This is a genomic window from Nocardioides sp. SYSU D00065 (genome assembly GCF_017916425.1).
GTDB lineage: Bacteria > Actinomycetota > Actinomycetes > Propionibacteriales > Nocardioidaceae > Nocardioides.
The window spans coordinates 655952-679331 of the sequence record NZ_JAFMSX010000001.1 but is presented as its reverse complement, the minus strand read 5'-3'; the positions used below and the strand labels follow the sequence as shown (position 1 = coordinate 679331).

The window sequence follows — 23380 nt, the reverse complement described above, 5'->3', positions numbered from 1 at the left end:
GTCCGCCGACCGGGGGCGCACGCTCACGCTCCGTTAGGCTGCGCCACATGCACCGAGCTCGTCGCGACAGTGTCGCCTTCACCGTCGTGGTGGGCGTCCTGGTGCTGCTCGGTGGTGCCGCGATGGCGCTCGTGGTCGCCCTCTCCGGGGCTCCCGGCTCGCTCGCGCTCGCCGCGCTGCTGGCCGCCGTGCCGGTCGGCCCGCTGCTCGGCTGCTTCATGTGGCTGGACCGCTACGAGCCGGAGCCGCGCAACCTGCTGGTCGCCGGCCTGCTGTGGGGGGCGTTCGTCGCCACCGCGGCCGCGCTGGTCTTCCAGGGCATCGGCCTGGCCGGTGGCGCCAGCGAGCGTGACAGCCTGGCGATCGTCGCGCCGATCACCGAGGAGGCCACCAAGGGGGCGTTCCTGCTGCTGCTCCTGTGGTGGCGGCGCCACGAGCTCGACGGCGTGCTCGACGGCATCGTCTACGCCGGCATGGTGGGCATCGGGTTCGCCTACACCGAGAACATCCTCTACCTGGCCGCCGCCTACGACGGCACCGACGGGCTGGGGCCCGGAGGGACGACCGCGCTGACCGGCACCTTCATCCTGCGCTGCCTCATCAGCCCGTTCGCCCACCCGTTCTTCACCGTCTTCATCGGCATCGGCGTGGGCCTCGCCATCGCCTCACGGCGCCTGTGGCTGCGCCTGCTCGCCCCGCTGGTGGGCTTCGCGGTCGCCGCGGCGCTGCACGGGCTGTGGAACTCCTCGACCCTGTCGGGCACCGGCCACTTCTTCGTGGTCTACGGGACCATGATGTTCCCTGCGTTCCTCGGCGTCGTCGCGTTCGCGGTCTACCGCCGACGGTCCGAGCGCCCGCTGCTCACGCTGGCGCTGCAGGACGCGGCACAGCGCGGGCTGCTTCCCGCCACCGACATCCCGTGGCTGGTCGACCTGCGTGCCAGGCGGCACGCGCGCCGGTGGGCCCGGCACCACGGCGGCCGGCAGGCCGAGCGCGGCATGCGCGCCTATCAGGCGGCCGCGATCGAGCTCGGCTACCTGCACCACCGATACCTGCGCGGCACCGCACCCGACGACTTCTCCGTGCGTGGGCAGGAGCACGTCGAGGAGCTGCGCACGATCCGTCCCTACATCTCCTTCCCCGGACAGGTGGTGCCGAGCCGATGACCGACAACACCGCCATGGTCACCGCGCTGGTCCGGCTCCGCGGCGCCCTGCAGGAGGCGCGGCTGCCGCTGGAGCTGCCCGGCGCCGACGAGCAGCGGGCGGCACAGGCCGAGATGGTCGACCAGCTCGAGGACTACGTCATCCCCCGCCTGATGACGCTCGACGCCCCGCTGCTCGCGGTCGTCGGCGGCTCCACGGGCGCCGGCAAGTCGACCCTCGTCAACTCCCTCGTCGGCACTCGGGTCACCACGCCCGGCGTGCTGCGGCCCACGACGCGCTCCCCGGTGCTGGTGCACCACCCGGACGACGCCAAGTGGTTCGGCCAGGACCGCCTGCTGCCCGAGCTCGAGCGGGTCGAGCGCCAGACCAACGACCCGCACGCCCTCCAGCTGGTCGCCTCGCCGGCGATGTCGCCGGGGCTGGCGATCCTCGACGCGCCCGACATCGACTCCGTCGAGGAGCAGAACCGCGTGCTGGCGGCCCAGCTGCTCGCCGCGGCGGACCTGTGGCTGTTCGTCACGTCGGCGGCGAGGTACGCCGACCAGGTGCCGTGGGAGTTCCTGCGCAAGGCTGCGGAGCGCTCGGCCGCCGTCGCGATCGTCCTCGACCGGACGGCGCCGGACGCCATCGACACCATCTCCACCCACCTCGCCCGGATGCTCGCCAGCCGCGGGCTCAAGGACTCCCCGCTGTTCGTCGTCGAGGAGTCCGAGGTCTCCGACACGGGCCTGCTGCCCTCGTCGGCGGTGCTCGAGATCCGGCACTGGCTGCAAGCGCTCGCCGAGGACCAGGAGGCGCGCGGCGCGGTCGTGCAGCAGACCCTCGACGGCGCGATCCGCACGCTCGGGCGTCGTACGCACACGGTCGCCGACGCGGCGACCGAGCAGGTCGACGCCGTGCGCCGGCTGCGCGAGGACGTCAACGACGCCTACGACCGGGCGGTGACCGCGGTCGGCGAGGCGTCCGCCGACGGCACGCTGCTGCGTGGCGAGGTGCTGGCGCGGTGGCAGGAGTTCGTGGGCACCGGGGAGCTGCTGCGCACGCTCGAGACGCGCGTCGGCTGGATCCGCGACCGGGTCGTCAACGCCGTGAAGGGCAAGCCGCAGCAGGCCGAGCGCGTCACGGTCGCGGTGGAGTCCGGCCTGGAGACGCTGATCCTCGAGCACGCGGAGGCGGCTGCCGAGCGCGCGGAGGCGTCGTGGCGCAGCACCGCGGCCGGACAGGTCCTCCTGCGCGACGCCGGCGAGGACCTCGGTCGCGCCTCACGCGACTTCCGCCGACGTGCCGAGCGAGCGGTGCGCGACTGGCAGTCCGACGTGCTCGAGATGGTGCGCACCGAGGGAGCGGAGAAGCGGTCGACCGCACGGTTCCTCGCCTTCGGGGTCAACGGGCTCTCGGTCGCGCTGATGGTGGTGGTGTTCGCCCACACCGCCGGCGTCACCGGCGCCGAGGCCGGCATCGCCGGGGGATCGGCGGTCCTGGGGCAGAAGCTGCTCGAGGCGGTCTTCGGCGACCAGGCGGTGCGGACCCTGGCCGAGCGCGCGCGACGTCAGCTCGAGGCCACGATGCGGGACCTGCTCGACGCCGAGCGCCGTCGCTACACCGACCTGCTCGACCAGCTCCAGGTCTCGCCCGAGGCGCCCGAGCGGATGCGCGCCGCGGCCCGCAAGGTCGACGACCTGCGCTATGCGGCCACCCACGACCCCCAGGGAGCGGGACGTGAAGACGACGCCCCCTAGGGTTGGGGCGCACTGCACCGCCACCCGGACCGTGAGGGAGTCATGACGTCGTTGCTCGAAGGGGCCAAGAAGCTGGTCACCAGGAGCTCTGACATCGGCGCTCGCGTCGAGGGACTCGAGCGTGCCGCGGCCGCGGCCCGAGGACGCGTCGACGACGCGGTGGTCGACGACGCGGTGGCGGTCGCCGCGCGTGCGGCCAGTCGGCTGCGACTCTCCGCCGACCACACGGTCGTCGCCCTCGCGGGCGCCACCGGCTCCGGCAAGTCCTCGACGTTCAACGTGCTCAGCGGGCTCGAGCTGGCCGCGGTCGGCGTACGCCGTCCCACCACGTCGTGGGCCACGGCGTGCGTGTGGGGCAAGGAGGGGGCCGAGGAGCTCCTCGACTGGCTCGGCATCCCGGCCCGCCACCAGGTCACCCGCGACTCGATGCTCTCCAAGGCCGACGAGGACATCGAGATGCGCGGCGTCGTGCTGCTCGACCTGCCCGACCACGACTCCACCGAGGTCTCCCACCACCTCGAGGTGGACCGGCTCGTCCAGCTCGCCGACATGCTCGTGTGGGTGCTGGACCCGCAGAAGTACGCGGACGCGGCCATCCACGACCGGTTCCTCAAGCCCCTGGCCGGGCACCGCGACGTCATGCTGGTCGTGCTCAACCACATCGACACCGTGCCGGAGGACCGCCGGGCGAGCATGGTCGAGGACGTGCGCCGGCTGCTCGAGGCTGACGGGCTGGCCGGCGTCCCCGTCCTGCCCGTCAGCGCCAAGCAGGGGTGGGGCATCCCCGAGCTGCGCGGCCTGATCGCGAAGCGCGTCGCGGAGAAGAAGCTCACCCGGGCGCGGCTGGAGGCCGACGTGAAGAGCGCCGCCCAGCGGCTCCAGGAGCAGGTCGGCACTGGCAAGCCCCCGACCCTGTCCAAGGAGCGCGTGGCCGCGCTCGACGACGCCTTCGCGGACGCCGCAGGGGTGCCCACGGTGGTCAAGGCGGTCGCCGACTCCACGCGGATCCGCGCCAACCGCGCGACCGGCTGGCCGGTCACCGCGTGGTTCTCGAGGCTCAAGCCGGATCCGCTCAAGCGACTGCACCTCGACCTCGGCGCGTCGGGCAAGGAGCTGACCGGGGCAGCCCGCACGTCGGTGCCCCGCGCGAGCGGCGTCCAGCGCGCCCGGGTCGACACCGAGGTGCGCGCGCTCGCCGACCAGGTGGGGGAGGGGATGGCTCCGTCGTGGGCCGCGGCCGTGCGCGCCGCCTCGGTGTCGCGCCTGCCCGACCTCGGCGACCGCCTGGACCGCGCCGTCGGGGCCACCGACCTGGGCGCTGCCCGGATCCCGGTCTGGGCCGGCGTGGTGCGCGTCCTGCAGTACGTCCTCATCCTCAGCGCGCTGGTCGGCGCCGGCTGGCTGGCGCTGCTCGCCCTGGGCTCCTACGCCCGGCTGCCCGAGCCGCCGACCCCCGAGGTCGGGTCCTTCCCGCTGCCCACGCTGTTGCTCCTGGGAGGGATCGCCCTCGGGCTGCTGCTCGCCCTCGTCTGCCGCTGGCTGGTCGCCCTGACCGCGAGGTCGCGCGCCCGCACGGCCGACAGGCGGCTGCGCGAGGCGATCTCCGAGGTGTCGGCCGAGATGGTGGTCGAGCCGATCGAGTCCGAGCTCGCCTCGTACGCCGAGGTGCGCGACGGGCTCTCCGTGGCCCTGCGCTGAGGTTCGCGGGCCGGCCGGCGTCCACAGCGCCTGTCGAGCCGAGCCTCTCCACAGGGCGTCCGGTCGTCGGTCGGTCGGTGTCGGCCGCGTTGCCCAGGCTCGGGGGTGACCGCGGCGGAACCACCGCCGCCTCACACCGGGAGGCACCGATGTACGACACCCAGATCACCCTGACCGGCTGGATCGGCGGCGAGGTCACGCTGCGCCAGGTCGCGGAGGGCCGCGAGGTCGCCGCGTTCCGCGTGGCCTGCACCCCCTCGCGCTACCGCGACGGCGAGTGGGTCAAGGGCACCACCTCCTGGCACACCGTCAAGGCGTGGAACCGGCTCGCCCGCCACGTGGCCGGGTCGCTGCGCAGCGGCGACCCGGTGGTCGTGCACGGTCGACTCGTCGCCGACGTGTGGGAGCGCGACGGCAAGACCCAGACGTCCTTCGAGGTCGTCGCCAGCGCGGTGGGCCACGACCTGACCCACGGCACCGCCAGCTTCGCCAGGGCGGTGCCCGCCGACGTGCCGGCGCAGGTGTCCGGGCAGGCGCCGGCAGGGGCGTCCACGGAGGTGGTGGCAGACGTGGCGGCGCAGGTGCCGCCCGCTGCGGCGCAGGCTGCCTAGCGGCGGCCAGGGGCCGGTGCCGCCGCGACGCCGCGGGCGCCTCGGATCGGCGCGCCCGCAAGTGTCGCTCCCGGGCCCGGCGCGATTGTCGGCACGGGTCCGGTTCCCCGTAGGCTCGCCCGCATGGCTGAGTACGTCTTCACGCTGCGCAACGTGCGCAAGGCCCACGGTGACAAGGTCGTCCTCGACAACGTCACGCTGTCGTTCCTCCACGGTGCCAAGATCGGCGTCGTCGGGCCCAACGGCACGGGCAAGTCCTCGCTCCTCAAGATCATGGCGCAGCTCGACCACGCCAACAACGGCGACGCGATCCTCGACCCGGAGGCCACCGTCGGGATGCTCCAGCAGGAGCCGCCGCTGACCGAGGGCAAGACCGTCCTGGAGAACGTCGAGGAGGCGGTGGGCGACCTCAAGGCGAAGATGAAGCGCCTCGAGGAGGCCTACATGGAGATGGGCGAGCCTGACGCCGACCAGGACGCCCTCATGCAGGAGACCGGCGACCTGCAGACCGAGCTCGACAACGCGAACGCGTGGGACCTCGACAGCCGCTTGGACCAGGCGATGGACGCGCTGCGCTGCCCGCCGCCGGACGCGCTGGTCGACAACCTGTCCGGTGGCGAGCGCCGCCGCGTGGCGTTGTGCAAGCTGCTGCTGCAGCAGCCCGACCTGCTGCTGCTCGACGAGCCCACCAACCACCTCGACGCCGAGTCGGTGCAGTGGCTCGAGGGCCACCTCGCCTCCTACCCCGGCGCCGTCCTGGCCGTCACCCACGACCGCTACTTCCTCGACAACGTCGCACAGTGGATCCTCGAGCTCGACCGCGGCAAGGCGCACCCCTACGAGGGCAACTACTCGACCTACCTCGAGACCAAGAAGGACCGGCTCAAGGTCGAGGGGCAGAAGGACGCCAAGCGCGCCAAGATGCTCGAGAAGGAGCTGGAGTGGGTCCGCTCCAACCCCAAGGCCCGCCAGGCCAAGAGCAAGTCCCGTCTCGCGCGCTACGAGGAGATGGCGGCCGAGGCCGACCGGATGCGCAAGATCGACACCTCCGAGATCAACATCCCGGCGGGTCCGCGCCTGGGCGACATCGTGCTGGAGGCGGACAACCTCGACAAGGGCTTCGAGGGCCGCACCCTCATGCACGACCTGTCCTTCAAGCTGCCCCGCGCCGGCATCGTCGGCGTGATCGGGCCCAACGGCGTCGGCAAGACCACCCTGTTCCGGATGATCACCGGCTCGGAGGAGCCCGACGCAGGCACGCTGACGGTCGGCCAGACCGTCAAGCTCTCCTACGTCGACCAGAGCCGCGGCGGGATCGACCCGGAGAAGAACGTGTGGGAGGTCGTCTCCGACGGCCTGGACTTCATCAAGGTCGCCAACTTCGAGATGAACAGCCGCGCCTACGTGGCCTCCTTCGGGTTCAAGGGACCGGACCAGCAGAAGAAGGCCGGCGTGCTGTCCGGTGGCGAGCGCAACCGGCTCAACCTGGCGCTCACGCTCAAGATGGGCGGCAACCTGCTGCTGCTCGACGAGCCCACCAACGACCTCGACGTGGAGACGCTGTCCTCGCTCGAGGACGCGCTCCTCGACTTCCCCGGCTGTGCCGTGGTCACCTCCCACGACCGGTGGTTCCTCGACCGCGTCGCGACCCACATCCTGGCCTGGGAGGGCGACGACGAGGACCCGGCCAAGTGGTTCTGGTTCGAGGGCAACTTCGCCTCCTACGAGGAGAACAAGATCGAGCGGCTCGGCATCGAGGCTGCTCGCCCGCACCGCGTCACCCACCGCCGCCTCACCCGCGACTGAGCCGCGGCCCGCGCCGCGGCCTGGTCCGGCGGCCTGGTCCCGCCAGCCGCACATTCATCACGGTATGTCGCCGAACGGGCACTTCCCCAGGTGAACTCACCTGGGGAAGTGCCCGTTCGCCTACATACCGTGATGAAGCACCACGCGGCCGGACGGCGGGCGGGTACGCGGCCGGCGGGCCGGTACGCGGCCGGCGGGCGGGTACGCGGACGGCGGGCCCTCAGCCGGTGCGGATCTCCGACTCCGGGTGCCGGTTGACGAGGTGGTCGGCCACCCGGTCGAAGACCCGGCCGACGGCGGCGAAGTCCTCCTCGGGGACCAGGTCGACGATGTTGCGGCGCACGCTCTCCACGTGGCACGGCGCGGCCTTGACGAGCAGGTCGTAGCCCTGCTCGGTCATGGTGGCGACGACGCCGCGCCCGTCCTCGGGCGTCGTGCCGCGAGTGACGTAGCCGACCGCCTCCATCCGCGCCACCGTGTGCGTCACCCGGCTGCGCGAGTGCGCCATCGCGTCGGCGAGCTGCGCCATCCGCATCGCCCGCCCGGGCCGCTCGGAGAGCCGCACCAGCACCTCGTACTCGGTCAACGACATGCCGAACTCGCGTCGCAGGTCGTCGTCGAGCCGCTCCATCAGCAGCGTGATGCCCATCATCAGCGCGCGCCACGAGTGCTGCTGGTCGGCGTCGAGCCAGCGTGCGTCGCCGGGTGTCGTCATGTGCGCAGCCTAGTGCGGGTGATGGCGGAACGGCTCAGGAGAGACGCTCCAGGATCATCGCCATGCCCTGGCCGCCGCCCACGCACAGGGTGATGAGGCCCGTGGACTTGTCGTGCCAGTCGAGGCTGTTGAGCATGGTGTTCTGGAGCCGGGCTCCGGTCATGCCGAAGGGGTGCCCGACCGCGATGGCGCCGCCGTTGACGTTGAGCCGGTCGAGGTCGATGCCGAGGTCCTGGTAGGACGGCACGACCTGCGCGGCGAAGGCCTCGTTCATCTCGACCAGGTCGATGTCGTCGATGCTCATGCCGGCGTACTTCAGCGCGTTCCTCGTCGCCTCGACCGGGCCGAGCCCCATGATCTCGGGGGAGAGCCCGGACACGCCGGTGGAGACGATGCGCGCGAGCGGCGTGAGGCCCAGCTCGGCGGCCTTGGTGTCCGACATGACGACGACGGCGGCGGCACCGTCGTTGAGCGGGCAGCAGTTGCCCGCGGTGACGACGCCGTCGGGGCGGAACACCGGCTGCAGCGCGGAGATGGCGTCGTAGGTCACGCCCGCTCGCGGGCCGTCGTCCTGCGTCACCACGGTGCCGTCGGCCAGCGTGACCGGCGTGATCTCGCGCTCCCAGAAGCCGTCGGCGATCGCCTTCTCGGCGAGGTTCTGCGAGCGGACGGCGTACTCGTCGAGCTCCTTGCGGTCGAGCCCCCGCAGCCGGGCCACGTTCTCGGCCGTCTGGCCCATGGCGATGTAGATGTCGGGCAGCCGGCCGTCCTCGCGCGGGTCGTGCCAGTCCTGCCCGCCCTTGGCGTACTCGTCGGTGCGGGCGGCGGCCTCCTCGAACACCGGGTTGCGGGTGCCCGGGAGGTGGTCGGAGGTGCCCTTGGCGAAGCGGGAGACGGTCTCGACGCCGGCCGAGACGAAGACGTCGCCCTCGCCGGCCTTGATCGCGTGGAACGCCATGCGCGTGGTCTGCACCGACGAGGCGCAGTAGCGGGTCACCGTCGCGCCGGGCACCTCGACACCGAGCAGGGTGGTCACCACGCGGGCCATGTTGTTGCCGGACTCGCCGCCGGGCAGGCCGCAGCCGAGCAGGAGGTCCTCGATCGCCGCCGGGTCGAGGGCCGGGATCTTGTCCAGCGCCGCCTGCACGGCGAGGGTGGTGAGGTCGTCGGGACGGAAGTCCTTGAGCGAGCCCTTGTTGGCGCGACCGATGGGGGTGCGCGCTGCGGAAACGATCACTGCCTCGGGCATGGAGAACTCCGGTTACTCGTCGGTTGGAGGGTCTCCGGGCACCCTAGTCCGCACGCGCGCGGGGCGGAACGGACGCCTCCCGGGGTCGTCCACACCGGACGGCCGGCGCCACCGGACCGTGCCTAGCGGCGCACGTCTGCGACGATCGGGGCGTGCGCCATCTCTACCGCTGCCCGCTGAGGTGGGCCGACCTCGACCTGCTGGGCCACGTCAACAACGTCACCTACGTGGACTACCTGCAGGAGGCGCGGGTCGACATGTTCCGCACCCACGCCCCCGACAGCCGGGCGGAGGACCTGGCCGAGGCGGCCGTCGTGGTGCGGCACGAGGTCACCTACGTCGCCTCGCTCACCTTCGGTCCCGAGCCGGTCGCCATCGAGTGCTGGGTCACCGAGATCCGCGCCGCGAGCTTCACCATGGCGTACGAGATCTTCGAGGAGGACGAGGCCGGTGAGCGCACCGTCTTCCTCCGCGCGCGCACCGTCCTGACGCCGTACGTCTTCGCCACCGGCCGTCCGCGCCGGCTGCGCGAGGAGGAGCGGGAGTCGCTGTCGCGGCTGCTCGAGCCGGCCGAGCCGGTGCGTGCTCCTACGGCACCCGACGTCGTCGACGTGCCGGGCGGCGCCTACCCGGTCCACGTCCGGTTCAGCGACGTGGACGTCTACGGGCACGTGAACAACGTGAAGTACTTCGAGTACTTCCAGGAGGCGCGCATCCAGCTGCTGGTCACCCAGGGCCGCGAGCTCGGCGCCGGCCACCACCTCGTGGTCGCGCAGACCGACGTGGACTACCGCCGCCCGATCCTGTTCCGCGCCGAGCCCTACGACTGCCGCACCTGGGTCTCGCGGATCGGCAGCACGTCGGTCGTCTTCGAGTCGGTGGTGCGGGACGGCGACGAGGTGCTGGCTCGCGCACGCGTGGTGGGCGTGTGCATCGACAGCGCGAGCGGCCGTCCGGCACCGGTGCCGGACGCGTTCCGCGCGCTGGTGGCCCGCTAGAGGACGTCGGCGGGCGTCGGCGGCTGCGGGTCGGGCGTGTTGACCATGAACTGCGCCGCGTGGGTCACGTACTCCCAGAACCGGGCGTCCTGCTCGGGGGTCAGCTCGACCGCGTCCAGGCCGGCCCGGAAGTGCCGCAGCCAGTGCTGCGCCGCCGTCGGGGTCACCAGGAACGGCCCGTGGCGCATCCGCAGGCGCGGGTGGCCACGGGTGTCGCCGTACGTAGTGGGGCCGCCCCAGTACTGCATGAGGAACAGCGCGAACCGGTCCTCGGCGGGACCGAGGTCCTCCTCGGGGTACATCGGGCGCAGCACCTCGTCCGTGGCCACGCCCTCGTAGAAGCGGTGCACGATCGCGCGGATCGTCTCCTCGCCGCCGATCTCGTCGTAGAACGTGGTGGTCACGCTGCCATTGTCCCGCAGGACGCCAGCGACCCTCGGCCGGGGCTAGGCCTTCTCCGTCGGCTCAGCGGAGGCCGCCGAGGGGGCGCTCTCCTGCCACATCACCCGCTGCGCGACGGCCAGGTTGATGCCCTCGGCCTCGAAGCGTGCCTTCACCCGCTCGCGCATCGCCCGGGCCACGCCCCACTGCTCCATGGGTGCGGTCTTGAGGGTCACCCGGATGACGATGCCGTCGACCCCCAGCGACTCCACGCCCCACACCTCGGGCTCCTCGATGACGAGGCCCTGGAAGTCCTCGTCGACCCAGAGGTCGTGCGCGACCTCCTCCAGCACGCGGCGCACGTGGACCAGGTCCTCGGTGTAGCCGACCGTCACGTCCAGCACCGTGCGCGCCCAGTTCTGGCTCATGTTGCCCACGCGGAGGATCTCGCCGTTGCGGACGTACCAGACCGTGCCGTTGACGTCGCGCAGCCGGGTGACGCGCAGGCTCACCGCCTCGACGGTGCCGGAGGCCTCACCGAGGTCGACGACGTCGCCCACGCCGTACTGGTCCTCGAAGATCATGAAGATGCCGGACAGGAAGTCCTTCACCAGTGTCTGCGACCCGAAGCCGAGCGCCACGCCCAGGATGCCGGCGCTGGCGATCAGCGGGGCGATGTCGTAGCCGAGCTCGGAGATGAACATCAGCGCGACGACGGTGAACACGACACCGGTCACGATGCTCTTGAGCAGCGACCCGAGGGTGGCCGCGCGCTGGACGCGCCGGGTGTACGTCGGGTCCTCGCGCAGGTTGAGCGCGGCACCCATCCGGCCGCCGGTGATCGCCCGGCTGAGCCGGTCGGGGAGCACACCCGCCTCGGCACGCTTGATGATCCGGTCGATGATCCGGTGCAGCAGCCACCGGACGACGACCCCGATGACGATCAGCCCCAGGAGGGTGCTGGGCTTGCCGACGATCCAGTCCACCGCGGTGGCGAGGGTGCTGTTGCCGGTCTGGTCGAGGACCCAGGTGCAGAGGTCCTCGTCGGTCGAGCAGGTGGCGAGGGGGTGGGACATGCCCGCCAGTATGGGCGATACGCTGGTGCCCGTGACCACGCCCGCCAGTCGCTCCCACCCGTCCCGGCGCCCCGGTGCGCGATCGATCGGCCGAGCCGCCGCCGTGGCGAGCGTGCCGCTGCTGGCGCTCCTGGCCGCACCGGCGCACGCCGACGTCCCGGAGGGCTGGGGCGGTGCCCGCGAGCACCGCAACCTCGACGCCCTGCACGCGCTGGGCATCTACGTCGGCGCCCCGGCCCTGCTGTTCGTGCTCATCGTCCTGGCCGTCTACCTGCCGGCGATGGTCCGGGGCGAGAAGCTGCTGCCCGACCACTCCGAGGGCGAGGGCCACTGGATCGGCGGCCCGCGCCAGGGCGTCGCCGAGCTGCCGGCGCCCGACGGCGAGGACTCACGGGCGGGTGGCGCCAGTGGCAGCTGGTGAGCCGCTGACCGAGGCCGAGCGCCTGGCCCTCGACAAGGCCATCCGGGTCGCCGAGCAGGCCTGCCGCTTCGAGTTCTCCGTCTACGTCGGGCCGGTCCAGGGTGACCAGCCCCGGGCGTGGGCCACGCGTCTGCACAACCGGCTCGTCGCTCCCGCGCGGAGCGTCCTGATCCTGGTGGACCCCGCCCGGCGCATCATCGAGGTCGTCACCGGCGGCGACGTACGCCGGCACCTCACCGACGCCGAGGTCGAGCTGGCGGTGCTGGCGATGTCCACGGAGTTCGCCGCCGGCAACCTGCTCGTGGGGCTCCAGCGCGGCATCGCGATGCTCGCCGAGCACGCCCGCCCGCAGAACACCCTCCACGCCTGAGACGCCGACCGGGCACGTCCTCGTCGAGGACGTGCCCGGTCGTGTGCCCGGTCGTGTGCGGGTCGGGCCCGCGGCGCTCAGCCGGCGTCGCAGGCCTGCGCGGCCAGCGCTCGGGCGATCTCGGCGCGCGCCTCGCCGACGTAGCGCTGCGCCTGCTTGGGCGCGTCGTTGTCCGCCAGCCACTCGTCGAGCCGGGCCAGCGTGGCCGCGGAGCCGAGGGCCTTGGGGAAGCCGTACTCGAGCACGACCGACGCCTTGTGGAAGCCCAGGGTGTCGACCAGCGTCCGGGACGCGTCGAGGAACTCCTCGAGGTACGGCTCGAGCACGTCCTCCTGGCCGAACCGGAAGATCGACATCGCGATCTCGCGGGAGGTCTCGTTGGGCGTGCTCGGGTCGAGGATGGCGTTCCAGCCGGCCTCCTTGGCCTGCGCCGTCGGCTGGGCCACCCGGGCGGCGGCCGCCTGCTCCTTGCCGGAGATGGTCTTGTCGACCTCGAGCTCGGCGTCGATCTCGGCGTCGCCGAAGCGACCCGCCCTCGCCAGGGCGGTGATCAGCACCCACCGCATGTCCTGGTCGATCGCCAGGCCCTCGACGGTGAACGAGCCGTCGAGCAGCCCGATGAGGTCGTCGAGCGCGGCGTCGCTGTGGGCGGCGCCGGCGTAGGTCCGGGCGAAGGTGAGCTGGTGGTCGCTGGCCGGCTCCGCGGCCAGCAGCAGCTCGCGCAGCCCCGACTCCCACGTCGCCTTGAGCTCGCGCCGGTGCTCGGGGTCGGAGTAGAAGTTGACCGCCAGCGCGGTGGAGGCGGGGATGCGGGTCACCGCCCACGCGTCGCTCTCCTGACCGATGTTGGCCAGCACGAGGTCCACCCAGTCGCGGGTGCGCATCTCCGCGTCGCGGGTCATGTCCCACGCCGCACCCCACACGAGGGCGCGCGGCAGCGAGTCCTCGAAGGTGGACAGCGCCGAGATGGCGGTGGCCAGCGACCGCTCGTCGAGACGGATCTTGGCGTAGGCGTGGTCCTCGTCGTTGAGCAGCAGCAGCGCCGGCTGCTGGACGCCGACCAGCGCGGGGACGTCGGTGCTCGCGCCGTCGACGTCGATCTCGAGGTAGTCGCGACGCACCAGGCGCCCGTCCACGTCGTCGTAGAGGCCGATGCCGAGGCGGTGGCGTCGCAGCGTCGGCCAGTCCGGGTGGGCCGTCTGGCTGACCGCGAACGACGAGTAGGTCCCGTCCTCGGCGAGCTCGAACGACGGCGCGAGGGTGTTGACCCCGGCGGTCTGCAGCCACTCCTGGGCCCAGCCCTGCAGCTCGCGGCCCGACGCCTTCTCGAGCGTCGCGAGCAGGTCCTTGAACTCCGGGTTGCCGTACTCCCACTCGCGGAAGTAGGCGCGCAGGCCCTGCAGGAAGGGCTCGATGCCGACCCAGGCGACGAGCTGCTTGAGCACCGAGGCGCCCTTGGCGTAGGTGATCATGTCGAAGTTGACCTCGACCGCGTGCAGGTCGACGTTGTCGGCCGCGATCGGGTGCGTCGAGGGCAGCTGGTCGGCGCGGTAGCCGGTCTGCTTGCGGGCGTTGGCGAAGCCGGTCCACGCGTCGGTGAACTCGGTCGCGTTGGCCTCGCACCAGTAGCAGGCCCACTCGGCGAACGACTCGTTGAGCCAGAGGTCGTCCCACCACTTCATGGTGACCAGGTCGCCGAACCACATGTGGGCCATCTCGTGGGTGATCACCGAGGCCCGGAACTCGAAGAACGAGCGCGGCTGGCGGCTGCGGGGGAGGTACTCGTCGCGCAGCGTCACGCATCCGGCGTTCTCCATGGCGCCGGCGTTGTACTCCGGCACGTAGAGCTGGTCGTACTTGCCGAACGGGTAGGCGTAGTCGAACTGCTCCTCGAAGAACGCGAAGCTCTGCTTGGTGAGCTTGACCAGCTCCGCGGTGTCCATGTGCTCCTTGAGCGACTGGCGGCAGTAGTGGCCCAGCGGGATGGTGCCGAACTTGCCCTCGTAGGTGTCGAACTCGCCGTGGTACTCGCCGGCGACGATGGCGGTGATGTAGGTCGACATCCGCTTGGTGGGCGGGAAGCTCCACACCGAGACACCGTCGCCGGCCTCGGTCGGCTCGGGCGTCGGCGCGTTGGACACCACGACCCAGTGCGAGGGCGCGGTGACGGTGAACGTGAAGACGGCCTTCAGGTCGGGCTGCTCGAAGGTGGTGAACACGCGACGGGCGTCGGGCACCTCGAACTGGCTGTAGAGGTAGACCCGGTCGTCGGCCGGGTCCACGAAGCGGTGCAGGCCCTCGCCGGTGTTGGAGTAGGCGCAGTCGGCGGTCACGACGAGCGTGTTGGTCTCCTCGAGGCCGTCGAGCGCGATCCGGCTGTCGGCGTACGCCGTGGCGGGGTCGAGGCTGCGGCCGTTGAGGGTGATCTCGCGCACGGTCGGCGCCACCAGGTCGGCGAAGGTGCTCGCGCCGACCTCGCGGGAGGTGAACTCGATGGTGGTGACGGAGACGAAGGTGGTCTCCTCCGGGCGGGTGGCGGACGTCAGGTCGAGGTCGACGGCGTACGACGTGACCTCCAGGAGGGCGGCGCGGGTGGCGGCCTCGTCCCGGGTGAGATTGGTTCCAGGCATGCAGCGCATCCTGCCACCGGCGTGTGGTCCCGCCCACACCGGTGGGGAATAGCCGAGGCCCGTCCGGGATTGGGCTGGACATGGCTACCGCTGACCTCTGGTTCGACCCGCTCTGCCCGTTCGCCTGGATCACCTCGCGCTGGATCCGCGAGGTCGAGCAGGTCCGCGACATCGAGGTGCAGTGGCACGTGATGTCGCTCGCCTACCTCAACAAGGACAAGGACATCCCGCAGGACTACCGCGACCTGCTCAGCGGTGCGGAGCGGCCGGTCCGCGTGGCGATCAAGATCGCCCAGGAGCACGACAACGCGCAGCTCGGCGAGTGGTACACCGCCATCGGCACGCGCCACCACAACAACGGCGAGGAGCTCACCCGCGAGACCGCCGCGGCGGCGCTGGCCGACGCCGGCCTGCCGGCCGGGCTCATCGACGCGTGGGACGACGAGTCGCTCGACGCCGCCGTGGCGGCGAGCCACCACGAGGGCATGGACCCCGTCGGGGACGAGGTCGGGACGCCGACCATCCACATCAACGGCTCGGCCTTCTTCGGGCCGGTGCTGTCGAAGATCCCGCGCGGCGAGGAGGCCGGCGAGCTGTGGGACGGTGCCGTCGCGGTCGCGAAGTTCCCCTACTTCTACGAGCTCAAGCGCTCGCGCACGGGCGACCTGGACTTCTCCTGACCGGCGAGGGGCGGCGGGCGACCCGCGGTCATCGCGTGGCGCCCGGTCACTAGGCTTGCGCGCATGACTCGTGTCCTGTCCGCCGTCGCCTGGCCGTACACCAACGGCCCGCGCCACATCGGCCACGTCGCCGGTTTCGGCGTGCCCTCCGACGTGTTCAGCCGGTACATGCGGATGGCGGGCCACGACGTGCTGATGGTCAGTGGCACCGACGAGCACGGCACGCCGATCCTCGTGCTCGCCGACAACGAGGGACTGCCGGCACGCGAGCTGGTCGACAAGTACAACCAGGTCATCGTCGACGACCTGTGCGGACTGGGCCTGTCCTACGACCTGTTCACCCGCACCACGACCGGCAACCACTACGCCGTGGTGCAGGAGATGTTCGAGACGTGTCGCCGCAACGGCTACATGGTCGAGGAGACGACGCAGACCGCGATCAGCCCGTCGACCGGCCGCACCCTGCCCGACCGCTACATCGAGGGCACGTGCCCGATCTGCAAGTACGCCGAGGCGCGCGGCGACCAGTGCGACAACTGCGGCAACCAGCTCGACCCGACGGACCTGATCGAGCCCAGGTCGAGGATCAACGGCGAGACGCCGCAGTTCATCGACACCCAGCACTGGTTCCTCGACCTGCCTGCGCTGGCCGAGGCGCTGGGGGAGTGGCTCGACCAGCGCGAGGCGACGGGGCTGTGGCGCCCCAACGTGATCAAGTTCAGCCAGAACATCCTCAAGGAGATCCGCCCGCGTGCGATGACGCGCGACATCGACTGGGGCATCCCGGTGCCGGGGTGGGAGGACCAGCCGACGAAGCGGCTCTACGTCTGGTTCGACGCCGTGATCGGCTACCTCTCGGCCTCCATCGAGTGGGCGCGTCGCCAGGGCGAGCCCGACAAGTGGCGCGAGTGGTGGAACGACGCGGACGCGGAGTCCTACTACTTCATGGGCAAGGACAACATCGTCTTCCACTCCCAGATCTGGCCCGCCGAGCTGCTCGCGTACAACGGCCAGGGTGCCCGCGGTGGCGAGCCCGGGGCGTACGGCTCGCTCAACCTGCCGACCGAGGTGGTCTCGAGCGAGTTCCTCACCTTCGGCGACGCCCAGTTCTCCACCAGCCGCGGCAACGTCATCTACGTCGGCGACTTCCTCGCCCGCTACGGCCCCGACGCCCTGCGCTACTACATCTGTGCCGCCGGGCCGGAGACGTCCGACGCGGCCTTCACGTGGGCCGACTTCGTCACCCGCAACAACTCCGAGCTGGTCGCCGGCTGGGGCAACCTGGTCAACCGCACCGCCACGATGATCGCCAAGAACTTCGGCGAGATCCCCGCCGCGGGGCCGTTGGAGGAGGTCGACGAGCAGGTGCTCGCCGCCGTGCGCGAGGGCTTCACCACCGTGGGTGGGCTCATCGAGAAGCACCGGCTGCGTGCCGCCGTCGCCGAGGCGATGCGGGTGGTCGGCGAGGTCAACAAGTACCTCACCGTCACCGAGCCCTACAAGATGAAGGACGAGTCGCAGCGCGAGCGGCTCGGCACCGTGCTGCACGTCGCGGCCCAGTGCGTGAGTGACTGCAACACGCTGCTCGCGCCGTTCCTGCCGCACGCGGCCAACAAGGTGCACACGGTCATGGGCGGCGAGGGCGAGCTCATGCCGATGCCGCGCATCGAGCAGGTCGACGAGCTCGAGCCGGGCAACGGCGCCGGCCACGTGTCGTACTCCATCATCACCGGCGAGTACACCGCGACGCCGGCGTGGGAGTCGCGCCCGGTCACGGTGGGCGCTCCGGTCGAGAAGCCGACCCCGGTCTTCACCAAGCTCGACCCGTCGGTGGTCGAGGAGGAGCTGGCGCGGGTCGCCGACTGAGCCGCGCGGCTGACTAGGCTCGGCGCCATGTCCTCCGAGATGACCGCAGAGATGTACCTCCCGCACTTCGTGGTGAAGCAGAAGCTCACCATGATGATCAACCGCTACGAGGTCTCCGAGTCCGACGAGGCGGGCAACCCGACCCGCCTGATGGCGCTCGCCGAGCAGAAGCGGATGGCCTTCAAGGAGCAGGTGACGTTCTACGCCGACGCCGCCAAGACGCGGGCGGTGTTCGGCTTCAAGGCCCGGCGCAAGCTCGACCTCAACGCCGGCTACGACATCACCGACGAGGCCGGTGCGCAGATCGGGTTCTTCCGCAAGGACTTCGGTGCCTCCCTCCTGCGCTCCACCTTCCACATCGAGGGCCCCGGCTACACCGGCACCGGTCGCGAGCGCAGCCAGGTCGCCGGCCTCCTGCGCCGGTTCACCGAGCTCGATTTCATCCCGATCCACTTCGACTTCGTCGACTCCGCCGGTCAGCCGCTGTTCTCCGTCGAGCGCAAGATGTCGATCGGCGACCGCTACCGGGTCACGGTGCCCGACCAGCGCATCGACTTCCGGGTCGCGGCGGCGGTCGCGGTCGGCCTCGACGCGCTCATGGCGCGCTGAGGTCGCCCATGTACCCCGAGGTCCGCGCCGCCGTCGCCGCCGACACCAGCCCCGACCTGCGCGCCCCCGGCTTCGACCTCGCGGCCCACCGCGGGCGGGCCCGCCTCGCCGCCCTCGCCGAGCCGCGCGAGGACGTCGCCTCGGTGCGTGACGTCGACGCCGGTGGCGTGGTGTGCCGCCTCTACACGCCGGCCAACCCGCTGCCCGGCGTGGTGGTGCACGCCCACGGCGGCGGCTTCGTGCTCAACGACGTCGACGTGCACGACGGCGTCTGCCGGCGCTTCGCGAACCGGCTGCGTCGACCAGTCCTGAGCGTGGAGTACCGGCGCCCTCCCGAGCACCCGTTCCCCGCCGCCCCCGACGACATGGACGCCGTCGTCGCCTGGCTGCGCGACGGCGGCCTGCCCGGACCGTACGCCGCCCACGGCGACTCGGCGGGCGCCAACCTCGCCCTCGTCGCGGCGCTGCGCAACCCGGGCTTCTTCGCGGCGGTCGCGCTCGTCTACCCCTTCCTCGACCCGCGCAACAGCTTTCCGTCGTGGGAGCAGGCGGCCGACACCGGCTTCGACCCGGGGGAGGCCACCTGGTACTGGGAGCAGTACGCGCGCAGCGAGGCCGACTACGACGACCCCGACCTGGCACCGCTGCGCTCCGACCGGCTCCACACGCTGCCGCCGACCTTCGTCGCCACCGCCGAGCACGACCCGCTGCGCGACGAGGGCGAGGAGCTGGCGCGGCTGCTCGCCGAGGCCGGCGTGCAGACCGTCGGGGTGCGCTGCCTGGGCCAGACGCACGGGTTCTGGCGCCACGAGCACTTTCCCGCCTCCGAGCCGCTGCTGCGGCAGGTGGCCGGCTGGCTCGACCTCCACCTCGGGTGAGCCGTTGCCGGATGCCGTGCCCCGGCTCTGGGACACTCGTCCCATGCGCGTACACCTCGGTTCCGACCACGCCGGCCTCGACCTGAAGGACCACCTGATGACCTGGCTGGTCGACCACGGCTACGAGCCGGTCGACCACGGGCCGTTCGTCCACGACGCCGACGACGACTACCCCTGCTTCTGCCTGCGTGCCGCGGAGGGCGTCGCCGGCGACCGGCAGGAGGGGCTCGACAGCCTCGGGATCGTGATCGGCGGGTCGGGCAACGGCGAGCAGATCTCCGCCAACAAGGTGGAGGACATCCGCTGCGCCCTGGCGTGGTCGGAGGAGACCGCTCGGCTGGCTCGCGAGCACAATGACGCCAACGTCGTCTCGGTCGGGGCGCGGATGCACTCCGTCGAGGACGCGACGCGGTTCGTCGAGGTCTTCTTGACCACGCCGTTCAGCGGCGACCCGCGCCACGTGCGCCGCATCGACCAGGTGTCGGTCTACGACAGGACGAAGGAGCTGCCGGACCTGCCCGAGTCGGCGCTGAGGGGTCCGGACCCGGCCAGCGCGGCGGCTGACGCGGAGCCCGACGAAGCGGATGCCTGAGGGGCACACCCTTCGTCGCCTGGCCGAGGACCTCACCGCCGCGTTCGCCGACCGTGCGGTCCGCGTGTCCTCCCCGCAGGGACGCTTCGCGGCCGACGCCGAGCAGCTCGACGGCTCGAGGCTCCTCGGTGCCGAGTCCGCCGGCAAGCACGTGTTCATCGGCTTCGAGGGCGAGCGGTTCGTCCATGTCCACCTCGGTCTGATCGGGCAGCTCGACGTCCACCGCGACGTCGACGTCGTCCCGTCGCCGCTCGGGGCGGTGCGCCTGAGGCTGGTCGCGGTGCCGGCCGCCGAGCCGACGGGCGGTCCGGCAGGGACGTCGTACGCCGACCTGCGCGGTGCCATCGTGTGCGACCTCGTGGGACCCGAGCGGCGGGCGCAGGTCCTCGGCCGGCTCGGCCCGGACCCGCTGCGCGCCGACGCCGACCCGGACCTCGCCTGGCGGCGGATCTCCGCCAGCCACCGTCCGGTCGGTGACCTGCTGATGGACCAGAAGGTCCTGGCCGGGGTGGGCAACGTCTACCGCGCCGAGGTGCTGTTCCGCCATCGCATCCACCCGCTGCGACCCGGGAGCACCCTGCGGGTCGGGCAGTGGCGCGCGATGTGGGCCGACCTCGTGGAGCTGATGGGAGAGGGCGTGCGCACGGGGCGGATCGACACCGTGCGGCCCGAGCACACCCCGGAGGCCATGGGGCGGGCGCCGCGCCGCGACGACCACGGGGGAGAGGTGTACGTCTACCGACGCACGTCGATGCCGTGCCTGGTCTGCGGGTCGAGCATCCGCACCGCCGAGCTGGTCGGACGCAACGTCTTCTGGTGCCCGCGCTGCCAGCCCTCCTTCCGCTCCCGCGCCGTAGGATCTCCCGGCAGGGACAGCGGCACGTCGCGAGGAGCTCGGCCATGAGTCCTCGGCGCTGGCTGGGTGAGACCTTCGACCGCGTCGTGCCCCGCGGCTCGCGGATCCTGTGGGCGCTGGTGGTCGCGACCGCGCTCGTCGGCGCCACGATCCTGCGCTTCCCCCAAGAAGCGCCGCTGACCGGCCTGCTCGTGCCGCTGGTGGTGGCCGGCCTGGTGCTCGGGCCGCGGCAGCTGCCCTGGTTCGTCGTCTACGTGCTCGTCGTGCTCGCAGTGGCCAGCCTGCGCCAAGAACCGGACGTGCGGGTCGTCCTGACCGCGGTCGTCATCTTCGTCCTGGGCCTGCTGATCATGATGTCCTCGTTCCGCCGCTCGCGGCTCGGGGTGGCGGGGATCCAGGGCGAGATGATGCTCGTCGACCTCCGCGACCGGATCCTGCGCCAGGGCGGCATCCCGGCGCTGCCCGACGACTGGTACGCCGCCGCGGAGCTGCGCTCGGCCGGCGGCACGCCGTTCGCCGGCGACTTCGTGGTGGCCTCGCGGGTCGGGCAGCGGCTCGAGGTGGCGGTGGTCGACGTCTCCGGCAAGGGGCAGGGCGCCGGCACCAGGGCCCTGCTCCTCTCCGGCGCCATCGGCGGCCTCCTGAGCGCCCTGCCGCCGGCGGAGTTCCTGTCCGCAGCCAACACGTTCCTGCTCCGCCAGGACTGGGAGGAGGGCTTCGCCACCGCCATCCATCTCTCCCTCGACCTGGACACCGGGCACTACGACATCCGCAGCGCCGGGCACCCGCCGGCGGCGCTGCGGCACGCGGGCTCGGGCCGCTGGGAGGTCCTCGAGTGCGAGGGGCCGGTCCTCGGGCTCATCGAGGACGCGGACTACCCCACCACGTCCGGCGAGATGCTGCCGGGGGACGCGATGCTGCTCTACACCGACGGGATGGTCGAGACGCGCAACCGCGACATCTCGCTCGGCATCGACCGGATGCTCGGGCAGGCCGAGCGGCTGCTGCGCGGCCGGTTCGAGGGCGGGGCGGCGCGTCTGGTCGACGCGCTGGGCTCGCGCAACGACGACCGGGCACTGCTGCTCGTCCACCGACGCTGAGGCTGGTGTGGGGCGAGGCCTCGTCGGTGTGGCACCATGACACCCGCACCGGCGGCCACCGCGCCTCCGGACAGCGCGCGGATGTAGCTCAATGGTAGAGCCCCAGTCTTCCAAACTGGCTACGCGGGTTCGATTCCCGTCATCCGCTCCAGGCAGGCCAGCGGGCTGCCCGGTCCCACCGGGCCGGGCGGTCCGGGGCGGCCTGGCGGGGCGTAGCGTAGTGGCTAGCGCGCCTGCTTTGGGAGCAGGAGATCGCAGGTTCGAGTCCTGTCGCCCCGACCCGGTGGTCACGCTGCTGTGCAAGATTCGGTCAGCGCCAGCACCGTCGATAGACTGACGAGGTTTGCGGTTGCTGCGCCCGCGCGTGCCCGCGACGTACCCATGACCTTCAGCATCAGGAGACATTTGTGAAGAGCGCCGTCGAGACCTTGAGCCCGACCCGGGCCAAGCTGACCGTCGAGGTGCCCTTCGAGGAGCTCAAGCCGAGCCTCGACGCGGCGTACCAGAAGATCGCCCAGCAGATCAACGTCCCGGGCTTCCGCCGGGGCAAGGTGCCGCCGGCGGTCATCGACCGCCAGGTCGGCCGGGGTCCGGTCCTGGACGAGGCGATCAACGCCGTCGTGCCGCAGTCCTACATGGCCGCGCTCCAGGAGCACGACCTCGAGCCGCTGGCCCAGCCGGAGATCGAGGTGACCAAGTTCGAGGACAACGAGTCGCTCGAGTTCACCGCCGAGGTCGACGTCAAGCCCGACTTCGAGGTCCCCGACTACGAGGGCCTCGAGGCGAGCGTCGACGACATCGAGATCACCGACGCCGACGTCGAGGAGCAGATCGAGGCGCTGCGTGAGCGCTTCGGCACGCTGGTCCCCGTCGAGCGCGCCGCCGCCGACGGCGACTTCGTGACCATCGACCTCGTGGCCGCCCGCGACGGCGAGACCGTCGAGGGCGGCGAGGTCACCGGCATGTCCTACAAGGTGGGCCGTGGCGGGATGATCGACGGGCTCGACGAGGCCCTGGTCGGCATGTCCGCCGGCGAGGACAAGACCTTCGACTCCGAGCTCGTCGGCGGCGACCTCGTCGGGGAGGCGGTCCAGGTGACCGTCACGGTCACGGCCGTGCAGGAGCAGCAGCTGCCCGACTACGACGACGAGTTCGCGCAGCTCGCCTCGGAGTTCGACACCGCCGAGGAGCTCACCGCCGACGTGCGCGAGCGGCTCGGGCGCGGCAAGCGCCTCGAGCAGGCCGCCGCGGCCCGTGACGCGGTCCTGGAGGCCCTGCTGGAGAAGGTCTCCATCCCGCTGCCGGAGGTCATGGTGACCGACGAGCTCAATGCCCGTCGCCAGAACGTCGAGCAGCAGCTCGGCTTCGCCGGCATCACCATGGAGAAGTACCTCGAGGACGAGGGGCAGACCCAGGACGAGTTCGAGGCCGACCTCGAGCGCCGGGTGCGCGACGCGGTCGCGGCCCAGTTCATCCTCGACAAGATCGCCAAGAAGGAGGAGTTCGGCATCGACCAGGCCGAGCTCTCCGAGCACCTCGTGCGGCGTGCCCAGCAGTCCGGGCAGGACCCGCAGGAGTTCGCCAACCACATGTTCGAGCACAACCACATCCCCGAGCTCGTGCAGGAGATCCTGCGCGGCAAGGCGCTGGCCGCGATCGTCGAGGCGGCGACCGTCAAGGACGCCTCGGGCAACGTGGTCGAGCTGAAGAACCTGCGTCCCGACGGCACGATCGGCGAGCCGGTCGAGACCGCCGACGAGGCGACGGACGCCGTCGCCGAGGACACCGAGCAGGCCTGACCGCTCCCCGTCCGCTGACCGGCCGGCGCCCACCCTCGGGTGAGGCGCCGGTCGGCATTTGCGGCGTGGGCGCGGACCGTCTCCTGGAATCCGCTGTGGGCGAACAGGGCGGGTTCCCGCGTGGAAGTGTCCGACCTTCC

At 71.7% G+C, this 23380-nt stretch carries 21 protein-coding genes and 2 tRNA genes; 18 read left to right on the top strand and 5 right to left on the bottom strand.

The genetic code is table 11. The features are described 5' to 3' along the window. Nucleotides 1-47 precede the first annotated feature (47 nt). The 5 genes from J3P41_RS03350 (at nucleotide 48) to ettA (ending at nucleotide 7020) form a co-directional block, all read left to right on the top strand. Nucleotides 48-1166, top strand: a complete 1119-nt coding sequence (locus tag J3P41_RS03350) for a PrsW family intramembrane metalloprotease (RefSeq protein WP_210648811.1) — start codon at nucleotides 48-50, stop codon at nucleotides 1164-1166. Then, a complete protein-coding gene (locus J3P41_RS03345) occupies nucleotides 1163-2905 on the top strand; it encodes a dynamin family protein (RefSeq protein WP_246861436.1) in 1743 nt (580 codons plus the stop codon). Before J3P41_RS03350 ends, J3P41_RS03345 begins: the two co-directional genes overlap by 4 nt. 42 nt (nucleotides 2906-2947) lie before the next feature. Next, a complete protein-coding gene (locus J3P41_RS03340) occupies nucleotides 2948-4603 on the top strand; it encodes a YfjP family GTPase (protein ID WP_210648810.1) in 1656 nt (551 codons plus the stop codon). A 149-nt stretch (nucleotides 4604-4752) separates the two neighbouring features. Further along, nucleotides 4753-5214 carry a single-stranded DNA-binding protein gene (locus J3P41_RS03335; protein WP_210648809.1) on the top strand — a complete coding sequence of 154 codons (462 nt, stop codon included), beginning with the start codon at nucleotides 4753-4755 and terminating at the stop codon, nucleotides 5212-5214. A 123-nt stretch (nucleotides 5215-5337) separates the two neighbouring features. Further along, complete coding sequence (ettA, locus tag J3P41_RS03330) at nucleotides 5338-7020, top strand: energy-dependent translational throttle protein EttA (protein ID WP_210648808.1); 1683 nt, start codon at nucleotides 5338-5340, stop codon at nucleotides 7018-7020. Nucleotides 7021-7240: 220 nt separating this feature from the next. Here the strand turns inward: ettA and J3P41_RS03325 are convergent, their stop codons facing one another. Then, the gene (locus tag J3P41_RS03325; protein WP_210648807.1) at nucleotides 7241-7735 is read right to left on the bottom strand and encodes a MarR family winged helix-turn-helix transcriptional regulator; all 495 of its coding nucleotides are present in this window, start codon (nucleotides 7733-7735) and stop codon (nucleotides 7241-7243) included. Between the two features lie 34 nt (nucleotides 7736-7769). Beyond that, the gene (locus J3P41_RS03320; protein ID WP_210648806.1) at nucleotides 7770-8984 is read right to left on the bottom strand and encodes an acetyl-CoA C-acetyltransferase; all 1215 of its coding nucleotides are present in this window, start codon (nucleotides 8982-8984) and stop codon (nucleotides 7770-7772) included. Between the two features lie 152 nt (nucleotides 8985-9136). Between J3P41_RS03320 and J3P41_RS03315 the strand changes: the two genes are divergently transcribed. Further along, entirely contained in the window at nucleotides 9137-9982 is an 846-nt protein-coding gene (locus tag J3P41_RS03315; protein ID WP_210648805.1) for a thioesterase family protein, read from the top strand. Here the strand turns inward: J3P41_RS03315 and J3P41_RS03310 are convergent. Then, on the bottom strand, nucleotides 9979-10386 hold the full coding sequence (locus J3P41_RS03310; RefSeq protein WP_210648804.1) for a globin: 408 nt from the start codon (nucleotides 10384-10386) through the stop codon (nucleotides 9979-9981). The two genes, J3P41_RS03315 and J3P41_RS03310, sit on opposite strands and share 4 nt — an antisense overlap. 42 nt (nucleotides 10387-10428) lie before the next feature. Further along, on the bottom strand, nucleotides 10429-11439 hold the full coding sequence (locus J3P41_RS03305) for a mechanosensitive ion channel family protein (RefSeq protein WP_210648803.1): 1011 nt from the start codon (nucleotides 11437-11439) through the stop codon (nucleotides 10429-10431). Between the two features lie 31 nt (nucleotides 11440-11470). Here J3P41_RS03305 and J3P41_RS03300 point away from each other — a divergent pair, with 31 nt between their 5' ends. Together J3P41_RS03300 and J3P41_RS03295 are read left to right on the top strand one after the other, a co-directional pair. Next, nucleotides 11471-11860, top strand: a complete 390-nt coding sequence (locus J3P41_RS03300; RefSeq protein ID WP_210648802.1) for a hypothetical protein — start codon at nucleotides 11471-11473, stop codon at nucleotides 11858-11860. Further along, nucleotides 11847-12230 carry a DUF5130 family protein gene (locus J3P41_RS03295; protein WP_210648801.1) on the top strand — a complete coding sequence of 128 codons (384 nt, stop codon included), beginning with the start codon at nucleotides 11847-11849 and terminating at the stop codon, nucleotides 12228-12230. Before J3P41_RS03300 ends, J3P41_RS03295 begins: the two co-directional genes overlap by 14 nt. Nucleotides 12231-12307: 77 nt before the next feature. Here the strand turns inward: J3P41_RS03295 and pepN are convergent, their stop codons facing one another. Continuing rightward, a complete protein-coding gene (gene pepN / locus J3P41_RS03290; RefSeq protein WP_210648800.1) occupies nucleotides 12308-14860 on the bottom strand; it encodes an aminopeptidase N in 2553 nt (850 codons plus the stop codon). 80 nt (nucleotides 14861-14940) lie between these two features. On the opposite strand from pepN, the gene J3P41_RS03285 reads away from it, so the two are divergent. From J3P41_RS03285 to tig, 10 genes are all read left to right on the top strand, one after another. After that, nucleotides 14941-15540: a DsbA family protein gene (locus tag J3P41_RS03285; RefSeq protein ID WP_210648799.1), complete on the top strand. Its 600-nt coding sequence runs from the start codon at nucleotides 14941-14943 to the stop codon at nucleotides 15538-15540. Nucleotides 15541-15603: 63 nt separating this feature from the next. Further along, nucleotides 15604-17406 (top strand): methionine--tRNA ligase, encoded by a 1803-nt coding sequence (gene metG, locus J3P41_RS03280; RefSeq protein ID WP_210648798.1) that lies wholly within the window; start codon nucleotides 15604-15606, stop codon nucleotides 17404-17406. A 27-nt stretch (nucleotides 17407-17433) separates the two neighbouring features. Then, nucleotides 17434-18015: a hypothetical protein gene (locus J3P41_RS03275; protein ID WP_246861435.1), complete on the top strand. Its 582-nt coding sequence runs from the start codon at nucleotides 17434-17436 to the stop codon at nucleotides 18013-18015. Between the two features lie 8 nt (nucleotides 18016-18023). Then, nucleotides 18024-18893 (top strand): alpha/beta hydrolase, encoded by an 870-nt coding sequence (locus tag J3P41_RS03270; protein ID WP_210648797.1) that lies wholly within the window; start codon nucleotides 18024-18026, stop codon nucleotides 18891-18893. Nucleotides 18894-18936: 43 nt separating this feature from the next. Continuing rightward, the gene (locus J3P41_RS03265; protein ID WP_210648796.1) at nucleotides 18937-19485 is read left to right on the top strand and encodes a ribose-5-phosphate isomerase; all 549 of its coding nucleotides are present in this window, start codon (nucleotides 18937-18939) and stop codon (nucleotides 19483-19485) included. Next, nucleotides 19478-20389, top strand: coding sequence for an Fpg/Nei family DNA glycosylase (locus tag J3P41_RS03260; RefSeq protein WP_210648795.1), 912 nt, complete (start codon nucleotides 19478-19480; stop codon nucleotides 20387-20389). Before J3P41_RS03265 ends, J3P41_RS03260 begins: the two co-directional genes overlap by 8 nt. Next, nucleotides 20386-21441, top strand: coding sequence for a PP2C family protein-serine/threonine phosphatase (locus J3P41_RS03255; protein WP_210648794.1), 1056 nt, complete (start codon nucleotides 20386-20388; stop codon nucleotides 21439-21441). The genes J3P41_RS03260 and J3P41_RS03255 overlap by 4 nt, the downstream gene beginning before the upstream one ends. Before the next feature lie 77 nt (nucleotides 21442-21518). Then, nucleotides 21519-21592 (top strand) — tRNA-Gly (locus J3P41_RS03250). Nucleotides 21593-21647: 55 nt separating this feature from the next. Beyond that, nucleotides 21648-21720, top strand: a tRNA-Pro gene (locus tag J3P41_RS03245). Nucleotides 21721-21848: 128 nt separating this feature from the next. Further along, entirely contained in the window at nucleotides 21849-23240 is a 1392-nt protein-coding gene (gene tig / locus J3P41_RS03240; RefSeq protein WP_210648793.1) for a trigger factor, read from the top strand. Nucleotides 23241-23380 lie beyond the last annotated feature (140 nt).

Coding starts and splice junctions, on each gene's coding strand:
- J3P41_RS03265 (WP_210648796.1), top strand. CDS start 18,937: ATGCGCGTACACCTCGGTTCCGACCACGCCGGCCTCGACCTGAAGGAC.
- J3P41_RS03345 (WP_246861436.1), top strand. CDS start 1,163: ATGACCGACAACACCGCCATGGTCACCGCGCTGGTCCGGCTCCGCGGC.
- J3P41_RS03260 (WP_210648795.1), top strand. CDS start 19,478: ATGCCTGAGGGGCACACCCTTCGTCGCCTGGCCGAGGACCTCACCGCC.
- J3P41_RS03255 (WP_210648794.1), top strand. CDS start 20,386: ATGAGTCCTCGGCGCTGGCTGGGTGAGACCTTCGACCGCGTCGTGCCC.
- J3P41_RS03340 (WP_210648810.1), top strand. CDS start 2,948: ATGACGTCGTTGCTCGAAGGGGCCAAGAAGCTGGTCACCAGGAGCTCT.
- J3P41_RS03325 (WP_210648807.1), bottom strand. CDS start 7,735: ATGACGACACCCGGCGACGCACGCTGGCTCGACGCCGACCAGCAGCAC.
- J3P41_RS03270 (WP_210648797.1), top strand. CDS start 18,024: ATGTACCCCGAGGTCCGCGCCGCCGTCGCCGCCGACACCAGCCCCGAC.
- J3P41_RS03350 (WP_210648811.1), top strand. CDS start 48: ATGCACCGAGCTCGTCGCGACAGTGTCGCCTTCACCGTCGTGGTGGGC.
- J3P41_RS03305 (WP_210648803.1), bottom strand. CDS start 11,439: ATGTCCCACCCCCTCGCCACCTGCTCGACCGACGAGGACCTCTGCACC.
- J3P41_RS03335 (WP_210648809.1), top strand. CDS start 4,753: ATGTACGACACCCAGATCACCCTGACCGGCTGGATCGGCGGCGAGGTC.
- metG (WP_210648798.1), top strand. CDS start 15,604: ATGACTCGTGTCCTGTCCGCCGTCGCCTGGCCGTACACCAACGGCCCG.
- ettA (WP_210648808.1), top strand. CDS start 5,338: ATGGCTGAGTACGTCTTCACGCTGCGCAACGTGCGCAAGGCCCACGGT.
- J3P41_RS03275 (WP_246861435.1), top strand. CDS start 17,434: ATGTCCTCCGAGATGACCGCAGAGATGTACCTCCCGCACTTCGTGGTG.
- J3P41_RS03320 (WP_210648806.1), bottom strand. CDS start 8,984: ATGCCCGAGGCAGTGATCGTTTCCGCAGCGCGCACCCCCATCGGTCGC.
- J3P41_RS03285 (WP_210648799.1), top strand. CDS start 14,941: ATGGCTACCGCTGACCTCTGGTTCGACCCGCTCTGCCCGTTCGCCTGG.
- pepN (WP_210648800.1), bottom strand. CDS start 14,860: ATGCCTGGAACCAATCTCACCCGGGACGAGGCCGCCACCCGCGCCGCC.